This window comes from Marinobacter sp. bablab_jr008, assembly GCF_016464145.1.
Lineage (GTDB): Bacteria > Pseudomonadota > Gammaproteobacteria > Pseudomonadales > Oleiphilaceae > Marinobacter > Marinobacter nauticus.
Genome location: NZ_JACDWW010000010.1, coordinates 18,105 through 30,389, shown reverse-complemented (window position 1 = coordinate 30,389; position 12,285 = coordinate 18,105). Strand labels below are relative to the sequence as shown.

Here is a 12,285-nt window from a genome sequence, read left to right as displayed (position 1 = left end):
TCTCGCCTTTTTCAACCTGGCCTACCACCGCCAATTTAAAGGCCAGGGAATAATCTCGCTGACTCCTCCGCCTCTTCGTGTTCATAACACCCTCCACAATTTCCAGTGAGAAGGTGTAAACCTTATTCAGGACGGGTCAAGCAACACAAAAAAGCCCGGCATGGCGTCATGTCGGGCTTTTTTTGTCAGGAAGCAACGATCCTGTCCGGCGCTTCCAACGCTGCCTCTCCCGTCTGCAGACGGCGGCGCCACTGGACGGTCTCGCTGGGCAACTCACCGAAATGTTCCCGGTACAGCGCAGCAAACCGCCCCAGATGTGAAAATCCCTCATCGGCGGCGTACCAGGAAATATGGGGCACATCACACTGGCAATCCACCAGCCTGCGCCGTACCCGGATCAACCGACAGCGCTGGTAGAAACGGTAGGGGGTCATTCCGGTTTCCCGCTTCATCAGATAATACAGATTGCGCTCGCTGACCCCGGAATGGTTTGCCAGCTCCTGCAAATCGAACTCCCAGGCGGGCTCCATGCGGATTTTGTCGATAACCCGAAGAAGCCGGCGATCGAGCTCTGGGGGCGTTTCGTTGGGTTCACAACCACCCTCTCGGGCGATGTTGTCCAGTTCGTCAAACAGGCTGTCGGCCGCAGCGCAGGCATCGTTGTGATCCTGGAAGAAGTAGGAGCGCAACAGAAAGTGATTCACCCGTTCCGCCATCCAGGCTAACACCCTCTGCCCTGGCCTGGCGCTGCCGCACCATTGTTCCGGGTTTAACAGAATCAGCCGGGACTGCCCGCAGGCGCGCACGGAAATTGCCTGGCTGGAGGTGATGGCGGCCATCGGGAAAGCCGGCTGTCCGCAATCGCCATTCACCAATACATCGCACTGCCCCGATACCGGCACCACCAGCAATGTCCCAGGCAGTCCGCACAGATGCACCTCGGCATCCTGGGCCAGATCCAGGGCACACACGACCCCACGATCAACACTCAGGGAAGACAGCGACCCAGCAACAGTTTGCGGCCGCTCAAGAGTGAGACCAACGTCATCACAGGCCAGCAACTCACGGATAGCCGCCTGCCATTCGCCGGCTGCAGCGCGATTGAGTCGAAGGTAGGCATCCAGATCCGGTTTGGCAGTGAGATTGCGCATACAGCGTGAACAGGCAGTGAGTGAGCTTGCTGTTTTAAGCCAGCGTGCCGCAAACCCCTAGCCAAATCTTGCAAAACGGCAAGAAACGGGACGGAGTTTGCCTGTTAATTGATTCTTATCAATCCAGTGGCAGCTCATCCAGGGGGGACGGCCGGGCCATCAGGTAGCCCTGGCCACGGTGACAGTTCAATTCCTGGAGCTTGCGTTTCTGAATCTCGGTCTCGATGCCCTCCGCTACCACCTCCAGACTCAGCGCCTCGGCGATGGCCAGAATGGCTGACACAATCCGTGAATCCCTGCCGTCCTGCCCCAGCCGCTGGACGAACTGCTGATCAATCTTGAGCACGTTTACAGGTAAAGCATGCAGATACGCCAGCGAGGAATATCCGGTACCAAAGTCGTCAATGGCAACCACCACCCCCTTGTCACCAAATTCCCGGAGTTTGTCCAGGCAACGGCGTGACAGGTTCATCAGGTGGGTTTCAGTAATCTCGATTTCCGGCTGCCAGCCAACCTGTCGAACCCGTTCGAAGAAAGGCTCCAACAATCCATCCAGCCGGCCATCAGCGATCTGGCGGGCAGAAATATTGATGGCCAGGCGTCGACCTCGGCCATGATCGACAGCACAAGCCTCCAGATCCCGACGGATGCATCGGATCAGTTGCTCGGTCAGTTCGTGAATGTGCCCGCGCTGCTCGGCCACCGGGACAAACTCTCCCGGTGATACTGACCCCAGCTCAGGGTGCTGCCAGCGCAGCAGAGCTTCCATGCCGGCCATGGCGCCGGTGGCGAGATCGTACTGGGGCTGGTACACCACCGAGAATTCCTCCGGCGCCACCTTCAGGGAAGCCACAAGGGCTTCGGACAGCCGTTGTTGCTGCTGGCCATGCTGGATTTCGCTCGCACTGTAGATCCGGTAGCAGGCCCGCCCGGCCAGTTTCGCGGTATACATGGCCCGGTCGGCATTCTGCAGCAATTCACCCGCGGTCTCGCCGTGATTCGGATAGATAGCGGCGCCCACCGAGGCGGAGAGAAAATATTCCCGGTGCTCCACCATCACGGGTGCCCGGAACACATGGGTCATGCGCTCACACACCGCTTTCAGTTGATCTTCGGTATCCAGTTCGATGATGGCGGCAAACTCATCCCCCGATAGCCGGGCAATCACATCGCCCTTGCGAACCACGGCCTGGATACAGGCCGCAGCCTGTTGCAGCACCCGGTCGCCACAATCGTGGCCATGCAAGTCGTTCACAGACTTGAAAAAGTCCAGGTCGATATAAAGCACCGCAAACAGATCAGCGGTGTCTTTACGCTGGTTGACCCGGGCCTTCAGGAATTCCTGGAACAATGAACGGTTGGGCAGTTCCGTGAGGGGATCATAATAGGCCAGGGTCGCCAGTCGTTCCTCGCTGGCAGCCAGCTCACCCACATCCATGAACACACCGGCGTACAGGCGCTTGCCCTGATAGTCCACCGGGTAGATGGTCAGCCACTGGGGATAGTTCTCGCCGCTCTTGCGCCGGTTCCAGATCAGGCCTTCCCATCGACCGCTCTCATTCAGGCTTTCCCACATGGCCTGATAGAACTCCGGCGAGTGCAGTCCGGAACTGAGCACCGACGGTGCCCGGCCCAGGACTTCTTCTGGGCGGTAGCCGGTCACGGCCTGGAACATCCGGTTCACATAGGTAATGACTGCGTCCGGAGTTGAAAGCATGATGGCTCGCGGATGATTATCCACCAGGGCTTTGAAGTCCTGTTCTGTCAACGCCTGCATACGCCAAATACCTTCCGTGCGCCGCCTGCTTCGAGCAGGCGCTTTGTTCCAGCATAAGCAGAAACCGTCGCAAACCTATCCATATTTTGCAAACACCCTTCGCTTTTGACAAAGGTGAAGCGTAGGATCCACTGTACGAGGGCCCAAAGCCCCGGCCCGGCAATTTCCTGAGCCGGCACAATAGGGTAGTCTGGCGATTCGCCGGGGTGGAGCCTCCACCCCTGTCGCAATCACCCACAGGATTCCCCGTGCCTTGACCCTAGCAACCCTCTTCTGGCTGTTTGTCGCCGGTTTCGCCATCTGGTACTGGTGGCGGGCCAAAGCCATCAAAGACTTTGTCTTGCAGGCTGCTCACCGGTACTGCAAATCCATGGACGTAATGCTGCTGGACGACGCCGTTTATCTGCGCGGACTCTGGTTCAAGCGCGATCAGAACGGAAAACTGCGAGTGTGGCGGCGTTTCCTGTTCGACTTCACCACCACCGGCGAAGAGCGTTACACCGGCCGTATCATCATGCTTGGCCAGAGCATCATTCACACCGAACTTGAACCGCACCGATTCTGACCGACTGTCACCGGAGCCGCCTCACCCAAATGGGCGATTACCGGCACCCGTGTTCGTCCGCGATACTCCCTGTTGCATGTCGACAACCAACAAAAACAACAGGAGTCATCTATGCGTTTTGCCATGCCCGTCCGGCTTGTGGCCGGAATTCTCATGCTGGTGTTCTCGGTACTGAGCCACGCCAGCTACACCCAGACCCGTCATCCGATTGTGCTGGTGCACGGTGTAACCGGCTTCAATACCCTTGGCGGTCTGATCAACTACTTCCACACCATTCCCTGGAACCTTGAACGCAGTGGCGCAAAGGTCTATACCGCCAGCGTGTCCTTCGTGAACAGCAGCGAACAGCGTGGCCAGCAACTGGCCAACTACGTCAACAGCCTGGGCCACAGCAAGGTCAATCTGATGGCGCACAGTCAGGGTGCTCCCACCTCCCGGGTGGCAGCGGCCCTGATTCCCCACAAGATTGCCTCGGTCACGTCGATTGACGGCGTGAACAAAGGCTCCAAAGTCGCTGACGTTATCCGGGGCATCATCCCTCCCGGCAGTTATGTTGAAGGTGGCGCCGACGCCATTGCCAACGCCCTGGGCGGGCTGATTAATGCCCTGTCCGGAGCCAGCAACCCCCAGGATGGTATTGCCGCCCTGGAAACCCTGACCACTCCGGGCACCACCAGCCTGAACAACGCCCTGGGTTGGAAAGGGGTTAATCGTAATGCCTGCGCGGGTACCAGCGAAGATGTCTGGATCAGCGGCCAGAAGATCAAGTTTTTCTCCTGGACCGGACGCGCCGTATGGACCAACGTGTTCGACATTACCGATCCGTTCCTGGGCGTGACCTCCCTGGCCTTTGGCAGCGAGCCCAATGATGGTCTGGTCGGCGTCTGCGCCACCATGATGGGCAATGTCATCGGCACCCACTACGACATGAACCACGTTGATGCCATCAACCATCTGCTGGGCGCCCGTTCTCTCTGGACCAACCCGGTCTCACTCTACCGCAGCCAGGCCAACCGTCTGAAAAACCGCGGTCTGTGAGGTGGTTATGAAGCACCAGTCCACCCGGAAACTGCGGTGGCCGCTTCCCGTTGCCCTGCTGGCCATTATGGCCAGCAGCGGCCTCTGGTACTGGCAGGCACCGGATTCAGAACCCAGGCCAGGCCCGGCAAAAACCTTTGCCAGTGCGCCTGCTGTCACGCCACCGGCGGTCACCCAGGCATTGGCCCCGGTTCCTTCCAATAAGGAACCGCCACACCAGACACCCACCAGGCTTCCCGACCAGAACTTTGCCCGTTCCCTGGCCGGCACGGATATCGACGGCGCCCTCAAGGCAGACCGCAACGGCGAGTTGATTCTGGACCTTGGCGTTCGCGACTTCTTCGATTACTTCCTGAGCGCCGTGGGTGAAGTCTCACCGGAGGCCGCCATCGGACAGATCCAGTCCCTGGCCCGCAACTATCTACCGGAGCCGGCCGCCAGCGATGCCATGGTACTGCTCGACCAATACCTGGCTTACAAGCAGGCTGCGTTACAGCTGATGCAGACGGAACTGGATCCGAGCCGACAACACGACCCTGGCTACCAGCTAACCGCCCTCGGCGATGCCCTGAGCAGCCTGAAACAACTGCGCCGTTCGACCTTCAGCCCGGACGCACATCAGGCGTTTTTCGGCGAGGAAGAGGCCTACAGCGAGTACACCCTGGCGGCCATGAGTATCCAGCAGCGGGAAGATCTTTCCGATCAAGGCAAACAGGCGCTGATTGAATGGCACCGCAAACAGCTGCCGGAGTCGCTTCAGGCAACCGAGCAACGACTGCAGAGCGAAACCCGCGAGCATCAGGCCCGACTGTCTGCCCTGGAGAATACCGAATCACCGGAAGCCGCCGGCCGGAAGCTGGTGGAGCTGGGCATGGACCCGGAAAGTGCCGAAGGGGTCGTCAGTTACCTTAAACAACGTGAAAGTTTTGATCAGCAGTTTTCCGAGTTCGAACAGGCTGTTGACGCCGAGGATCTGGAAGGCCTGGCCGGAGCAGATCGTCAGAAACACAAGGATGCCCTGCTGGAGCAATACTTCCCCGATGAACAGAGCCGAACCTGGGCCCGACTCAGAATGCTGAACCAAAGCTGACCACTCTGTGCTCTGGCTCCCGAAATCCGGAGCCAGAGCGTTCTAGAATCGGAGCTTGTGTTCCGTGGATATCCCGACCATGACGGCCGAACAAATCCAACAGCAACAGGCCAGAGGCTTCCAGACCCTGCGTTTTGTGCCGGCACTGGAAGCCGACTACCGCAAAGCGCGTTCTGCGTTAATCCGCCAACGGGCGAGACTGGCATCTATCGCTGGTCTGCTGCTCTTTCTGGTGTACGCCCTGGTAGACCTGATGACCCTGCCAGCCGAGCTGGCCCGTTTCACGGCTGGAATAAGACTGGCCATTACCTGCCCGATCATCGCCCTGGTTCTCTGGCTAGCCCACCGGAAAACCCCCAACGACCTCCGCTTCGAGCGCCTGTATGTGTTTGCCTATATCGCCGGAGGCCTGAGCGTCATTGCCATTATCCTGGCTGCCCGCTGGCACAGCTACCCCCTGCCTTATGAGGGCATGATACTCATGCTGATGTTCGGGTACTTTGCCATGGGACTGCCGTTTGTCTCCGCATCGGTGGCGTCCTTTGTTCTGGTGTGGGCCTACCTGCTGGCCGAGCTCTGGGCCGGCAACCCCGCCACCGCCACCCTCACCAATCTGTTTTTTCTGATGACGGCGAATGTCATCGGTATGGTGGGCGCCTGGATCAGCGAGTACCGTCACCGGGCCCACTTTCTCGACCGCCAGTTACTGGATCTGTTACACCAGTCCGCCAGGGACGAAAGCCGTCGGAAAACCGAGCTGATTACCGCGGCCAGCCATGATCTTCGCCAACCCCTGAATGTCATCGACCTGACGCTGGAAACGCTGCAACCTGAACGCGAACACTCCGAGGTGATGAATCAGCTTCGTGATACCGTGGGCCAGCTCCGTAATCTGCTGGGAACGGTGTTCGACAGCGCCCGACTGAACGAGGGCATGATTCAGCCGGAGCTCCAGCCTGTGCAACTGAACCATACGTTGCAGGAGCTTGAAGATCTGCTGTCAGACACCTTGTCCCGTCGCGACATCCGCCTGGACATTGCCCCGGCCGAGCCCGGGCTGGCCTTGACCGCGGATCCCAGCTTGCTGTTGCGAGTATTGCAGAACCTGGTCATCAATGCCGCCGACCACAGTGGTGGCCAGCGCATTCAGGTCAACACGGTCACCACCGGGAACTGGGCCCGCATCCGGGTGTGCGATGACGGGCGTGGGCTGCCGGAAAGTCTGCACACACAGGTCTTCGACCCCTACATCCGTGCCGGTGCCAGCCACCAGGCGGGGCTCGGGCTGGGCCTGACCATCGTGCGCGAATTCTCCCGGCTCATGGGCGGGCAATGTGGAACCGAATCATCTTCGGGCCGGGGAGCGGTATTCTGGGTGGCACTGCCGATTGCTGTTACAACCAGCCCAGGGCCCGGGCCCGGTTCACGCATTCAGTCCGATTGTGCACCCCCAGTTGGGTAAAGATCGCTTTCAGGTGGGTTTTGACCGTGTGTTCGGTCAGGCCCAAGCTCTGGCAGATGCGTTTGTTGGGAAACCCCTGGGCGAGGAGCGTCAGCACTTCGAGCTGACGTGGTGTTAACGGGGTCTCCGACACCAGAGGCGCCATACCCCCGGGGAAATAGCCCTGCCCCCGCCGTACCGATTGCATCATACGAACCAGTGCCGCCCGGCCGGCCGATTTGGCCAGAAACCCCGCCGCCCCGGCCGTTCGCACGGCCCTGACGGTGCTTTCGTCCTCACTGCTGGAGATAATCACCACCGGCGGGGTGTTCCGCAAGCCAGCCAGACGCGGCAACAGCGAAAGTCCGGCTTCTCCGTTAAGTGCCAGGTCAAGCAATACCAGATCGACCCCGGTGCCATGGACCAGTTGCTCGGCCGCGTCCTCCAGCGTGCCCACCGTGACCACCGAGAGCGCCAGTTCCTCCTGCCGGATCAGGCCCGCCAGCGCCTGCGCAAACAGGGCGTGGTCATCGACCAGCAAAACCTTCTCAAAGGCTGCGGTTCGATGATGTTCTTCCGAAGATGAGCCATGCCGGAGCGATGTCACATGCATGATAGTGCCCCGCTGTGTTTGTGTTTGTTTTTGTTACTGCGGACACCCCACTATAAGCCAGCAAGCCCGGCGCCTCAGCGGCCTGCTTAACACTTTATTACAAAAGTATTGAACCTTTCGCGCCAACTGATCTCGCCTGAAACATAAATGTCATATTTCTGAAGCATCCTTCCGGCATCACAACCATCTGATCTGAAAAGGTTTTCAACACGATGCCTGATTTCACAAGGAAGACCGCCGGCCACTGGCTGGCACTGCTTGCAAGCGCCAGTCTCTGCGCCAGCGCCTACGCCCATGAGCTGGAAATTCACGGCTCCAACACCGTCGGCGCCACACTGGCACCCATGCTGGTAAGCGGCTATCTGGCACAGCAGGGTAATGGGTCGGTCAGTCGCCGGGCTACGGGCACCGAGAACGAGCAGATTCTGCTGACCGAGACCGAACAGGGTCCCATCAGTGTTCTGGTGGCCGCCCACGGCTCCAGCACCGGCTTCCGCACCCTGGCCAGCGGTCAGGCGCAGATCTGGGCATCCTCCCGACCGGTCAAAGCCGCTGAGGCGGAACAGGTTCGCCAGAAGGCCGACCTGACGGCCCTTGAAAGTGAGCATGTCATCGCTATTGATGGCCTTGCCGTACTGGTGCACCCCGAGAACCCTATCAATGCCATGAGTATCGATACGCTCGGGCGCATTTTCGCTGGCCAGATTCGCAACTGGTCGGAACTTGGCGGGCCGGACCGGCCAATACGGCTCTACGCCCGGGATGATCGTTCTGGCACCTGGGATACCTTTAAATCCCTGGTTCTGGGTAAAAGCTACCGCCTGGACGAATCCGCCAAACGCTACGAATCCAACGACCAGCTGTCCGATGACGTGTCCCGCGATCCCGGTGGTATCGGCTTCTCCGGCCTGGCCTCGGTGCGCAACAGCAAACTGCTGGCGATTTCCGAAGGCAATGCCCCGGCCCTGAAACCGAATCAGCTCACGGTTGCCAGCGAAGACTACCCACTCTCCCGCCGACTGTTCATGTATACCATGGGAGATAGAACACCGACTTTCGCCAAAGGCCTGATCGACTATGCACTGGAAGAGGATGGCCAGAACCTGGTGGCCGAATCCGGGTTTATTTCCCAGAATCCGATCGCGGTAAAACCGGAATTCGACACCTCCGTACCAGAGAGCTTCCGGCGACTGACCAGCAATTACCAGCGCCTGACCGTCAATTTCCGCTTTGCCGAAGCCCGCACCAAGCTCGACAACAAGGCCCAGCGGGATCTGCTACGGGTGAAGCATTACCTGCGACAGCACAATCGCGACGCCAGTGATCTGCTGTTGATCGGTTTTGCAGATGCACAGAGTCACGAACTTCGGGCCCAGATGATTTCCGAGCTGAGAGCGTTGTCGGTGCGCAAGGCACTGGGCCAGGCAGGTGTGGCGAACGTCGCCTACACAGGTTATGGCCACTACATGCCCGTTGGCGGCAAGGGAAACCTGCGCAATGGCCGGGTAGAAGTCTGGATCAAGAACCCCTGACCAGCCGGGGATTCGACCAAAGTCTGCCTGCAGACTTCGGCAATCCCCTATCCGCACCCCCATCACAGATATGTTTGGGTTTCCTATACTGCCGTTGTCACCCTCCAACCAACAGACCGGGACAATGGACATAAAAAACGACCACCGTTACGCGATTAACCTGAACGTACGGGGCATCCAGCCCTCCGCCACCCTGCGCATCAACGAGCTCAGTAACCAGCTCCGTTCCGAAGGCAAGGACATCATCAAACTGGGGCTGGGGCAGTCGCCGTTCCCGGTACCGGATCGCGTGGTCGACGCCCTCAAGGAGCACGCCCACGAAAAGGACTATCTGCCGGTCAAAGGTCTGAAGGGCCTGCGTGAAGCCATCGCCGGCTACATCAACCGGAGCGAACGCATGCGCTGTACCTGGGAAGACGTGCTGATCGGCCCGGGCTCCAAAGAGCTGCTGTTCATGCTGCAGCTGGCCTACTACGGCGACCTGCTGATCCCGCGCCCGAGCTGGGTGTCCTACGCGCCCCAGGCCCGCATCATCGGTCGCTCGGTGCACTGGCTGCCGACCCACGCTGAGAACAACTGGCAGCTGACCGCCGAGGAACTGGACATTATCTGCCGGGACGACCCGTCGCGCCCGCGAATCCTGATTCTCAACTACCCGTCCAACCCCACCGGTTGCACCTACACCGACGACCAGCTGCTGGCCATCGCCAACGTGGCCCGCAAGTACAAGCTGATCCTGCTCTCAGACGAGATCTACGGAGAAGTGCACTTTGAGGGCAAGCACAAGTCCATTGCCCGCTACTACCCGGAAGGCACCATCATCAGCACCGGCCTGTCCAAGTGGGCCGGCGCCGGCGGCTGGCGCCTGGGCACCTTTATCTTCCCGCCCGAGCTGAGGCCACTGCAGGACGCCATGGCAATCATCGCCAGCGAAACCTACACCGCCACCAGTGCCCCCATCCAGCATGCGGCCATTGCTGCTTTCAATGGTGGTGAGGATATTGAGGAATACCTGGTTCAGTCGCGCCGGGTGCTGAAAGTGGTGGGTGAATACATGCATCGCCGTCTGACCGACATGGGCGCGGTGGTTCAGAAGCCCGAAGGTGCGTTCTACCTGTTCCCGGACTTCTCCGGTTTCCGCGACCAATTGGCCCGCAAGGACATCAAGACTTCCCAGGCCTTCTGCACCGCCCTGCTGGCGAATACCGGCGTCGCGATCCTGCCCTCCAGTGATTTCGGCTTTGTACCGGACCACCTCGGCGCCCGTTTGGCATTTGTCGATTTCGACGGTACCGCGGCCCTGAACCTGGCCGGTGGCGATTACGCCGATCAGGAACTGGATGACAGCTTTGTCCAGCAGGCCTGCCCAAAACTGGTGCTGGCCATGGATAAAATGGAGAAGTGGCTGAACAGCCTGTAAACCTGCCGTGCTAGACTGGCACCCTCACAGTTTCAAAAACCGCGGGGGTGCCATGTCTGACTCAGTTTCTCTCCAGGAAATCACCGATTTCACCGAAGCCCTGGCCCGCGAAGCCGGCGAATTGATCCGCCACGAGCGGGAAGAAAACACCCTGCGCACCGACTACAAACACCAGACCGAACTGGTCACCCACGCCGACGTGATGGCCGACGAATTCATCACCGGCACCATCCGCGAACGCTTCCCCCACCACCGCATCCTCTCTGAGGAAACCATGCCGGATCTGTCCCAGGCGGAAGAGCTGGAAACGCCATTGTGGATAGTCGATCCCATCGACGGCACGGTGAACTACGCTTACGGCCATCCGCAGGTTGCGGTGTCCATTGCCTACGCCGAGAAGGGCAAAGTGCGGGTGGGCGTTGTGCACGCGCCGTTTCCGGGCGAAACCTTCCGGGCCACCGAGGGCGAAGGCGCCACACTGAATAACCAGCCTATCCGCCACAGCGGCGCGACCAACCCCAGGCAATCGCTGTTCGCCACCGGTTTTCCCTACACCAAGGACAACCTGGAACCCCTGGTACGCCGCCTGGACGCCATGATTCACCAGTGCCGAGACCTGCGCCGGATCGGCTCAGCCGCTCTGGACATCTGCTGGGTGGCCTGTGGCCGGCTGGACATCTACTACGAAAACGTCAGCCCCTGGGACTTCGCCGCCGCCCGCCTGATCGCCAAAGAAGCCGGCGCTACGGTAGGCCATTTTGGGGAAGTACCGGAAGGCTATCCGGCGGATCTCTATGGACGGGATATTCTCATCTCGGCGCCGGCCGTGTGGGCGCCAGTGCGCTCAATTCTGCGGACTGCTTCGGGTTACGACTGAGTTTTATCGACATTTCACCGAGGCACGACCGGCACTGGCTGGAAGCCCTTTCCCGAAATTTCGGAGGCCATGGATGGCCGGAGAGAAGCGCACAGGGATGTGCTTGTAGCGGTTTCGGGAAAGGGCTTCCAGCCAGTGCCATTCTCCAAAACCATCAGGCTAGGGGTACACCACCTCCCAACCTTTATCCCCAGACCGCTTCGGACACCAGCCCCCAGGCCTCGTCGAAATCACTCGTCGGCAAGCGCGAAAACGAAGACCGTACAAAGCGCTGAATCCGGCCTTCCACGAACACCATGACAAAGTCCGCACCACGGGCAGCCGTGGTTCTGGGCCGCAGTCCCTGGCGGATTTCGCCTTCTTTCAGGGTCTGGCGAATCTGGGTTTCCAGCCGCTCGAAAAACTGGGATGCCCGCTTTCTCAGGGATTCATCCTCCCCCATCAGCGCATCGCCAGTCAGCACACAACACAGGCCCGGATTACGCTCGGCAAACACCAGCACCAGATGCGACAGTTGCTGCAGGCGCACGCGCACATCCTCCTGCTCCTGCAGAATCACCTGGCAACGGGAAAACACCGCCTCCTCGGCAAATTCGATCAGCGCCTCAAACATTTTGCGCTTGCTGGGAAAATGCCGGTACAGGGCCGCTTCGGTAACGCCCACGGTTTTGGCCAGGCCAGCCGTGGTGATTCGGGCACCGGGATCGCTTTGCAACAGCTCGACTAGCGCCTGGAGAATAGACTCCCGGCGACTGGGTTTCTGGTTGGTCATGACAGGACT

General features: G+C 59.7%; 11 protein-coding genes. 7 read left to right on the top strand and 4 right to left on the bottom strand.

Going from position 1 to position 12,285, the window contains the following annotated elements; all coding sequences use genetic code 11:
- Window positions 1-185 precede the first annotated feature (185 nt).
- Window positions 186-1,151 carry a helix-turn-helix domain-containing protein gene (locus JIF53_RS00275; protein WP_199451557.1) on the bottom strand — a complete coding sequence of 322 codons (966 nt, stop codon included), beginning with the start codon at window positions 1,149-1,151 and terminating at the stop codon, window positions 186-188.
- Window positions 1,152-1,269: 118 nt separating this feature from the next.
- Entirely contained in the window at window positions 1,270-2,928 is a 1,659-nt protein-coding gene (locus JIF53_RS00270) for a putative bifunctional diguanylate cyclase/phosphodiesterase (protein ID WP_199451556.1), read from the bottom strand.
- Window positions 2,929-3,181: 253 nt separating this feature from the next.
- On the opposite strand from JIF53_RS00270, the gene JIF53_RS00265 reads away from it, so the two are divergent.
- From JIF53_RS00265 to JIF53_RS00250, 4 genes are all read left to right on the top strand, one after another.
- Complete coding sequence (locus JIF53_RS00265) at window positions 3,182-3,493, top strand: DUF3301 domain-containing protein (RefSeq protein WP_023009553.1); 312 nt, start codon at window positions 3,182-3,184, stop codon at window positions 3,491-3,493.
- A gap of 111 nt (window positions 3,494-3,604) precedes the next feature.
- Window positions 3,605-4,531, top strand: coding sequence for an esterase/lipase family protein (locus JIF53_RS00260; RefSeq protein WP_199451555.1), 927 nt, complete (start codon window positions 3,605-3,607; stop codon window positions 4,529-4,531).
- Between the two features lie 7 nt (window positions 4,532-4,538).
- Window positions 4,539-5,621 (top strand): lipase secretion chaperone, encoded by a 1,083-nt coding sequence (locus tag JIF53_RS00255; protein ID WP_199451554.1) that lies wholly within the window; start codon window positions 4,539-4,541, stop codon window positions 5,619-5,621.
- Between the two features lie 79 nt (window positions 5,622-5,700).
- The gene (locus JIF53_RS00250; RefSeq protein ID WP_206769444.1) at window positions 5,701-7,083 is read left to right on the top strand and encodes a sensor histidine kinase; all 1,383 of its coding nucleotides are present in this window, start codon (window positions 5,701-5,703) and stop codon (window positions 7,081-7,083) included.
- On the opposite strand, the gene JIF53_RS00245 is transcribed toward JIF53_RS00250, so the two are convergent.
- A complete protein-coding gene (locus tag JIF53_RS00245) occupies window positions 7,016-7,675 on the bottom strand; it encodes a response regulator transcription factor (protein WP_153740201.1) in 660 nt (219 codons plus the stop codon). The two genes, JIF53_RS00250 and JIF53_RS00245, sit on opposite strands and share 68 nt — an antisense overlap.
- Window positions 7,676-7,887: 212 nt before the next feature.
- On the opposite strand from JIF53_RS00245, the gene JIF53_RS00240 reads away from it, so the two are divergent.
- The 3 genes from JIF53_RS00240 to JIF53_RS00230 all read left to right on the top strand — a co-directional run bounded on the left by JIF53_RS00240 (window position 7,888) and on the right by JIF53_RS00230 (window position 11,504).
- A complete protein-coding gene (locus tag JIF53_RS00240; protein WP_153740202.1) occupies window positions 7,888-9,207 on the top strand; it encodes a substrate-binding domain-containing protein in 1,320 nt (439 codons plus the stop codon).
- Window positions 9,208-9,331: 124 nt separating this feature from the next.
- Complete coding sequence (locus JIF53_RS00235) at window positions 9,332-10,627, top strand: pyridoxal phosphate-dependent aminotransferase (RefSeq protein ID WP_114433752.1); 1,296 nt, start codon at window positions 9,332-9,334, stop codon at window positions 10,625-10,627.
- A 52-nt stretch (window positions 10,628-10,679) separates the two neighbouring features.
- On the top strand, window positions 10,680-11,504 hold the full coding sequence (locus tag JIF53_RS00230) for an inositol monophosphatase family protein (RefSeq protein ID WP_023009547.1): 825 nt from the start codon (window positions 10,680-10,682) through the stop codon (window positions 11,502-11,504).
- A gap of 184 nt (window positions 11,505-11,688) precedes the next feature.
- On the opposite strand, the gene slmA is transcribed toward JIF53_RS00230, so the two are convergent.
- A complete protein-coding gene (gene slmA, locus JIF53_RS00225) occupies window positions 11,689-12,276 on the bottom strand; it encodes a nucleoid occlusion factor SlmA (RefSeq protein ID WP_023009546.1) in 588 nt (195 codons plus the stop codon).
- Window positions 12,277-12,285 lie beyond the last annotated feature (9 nt).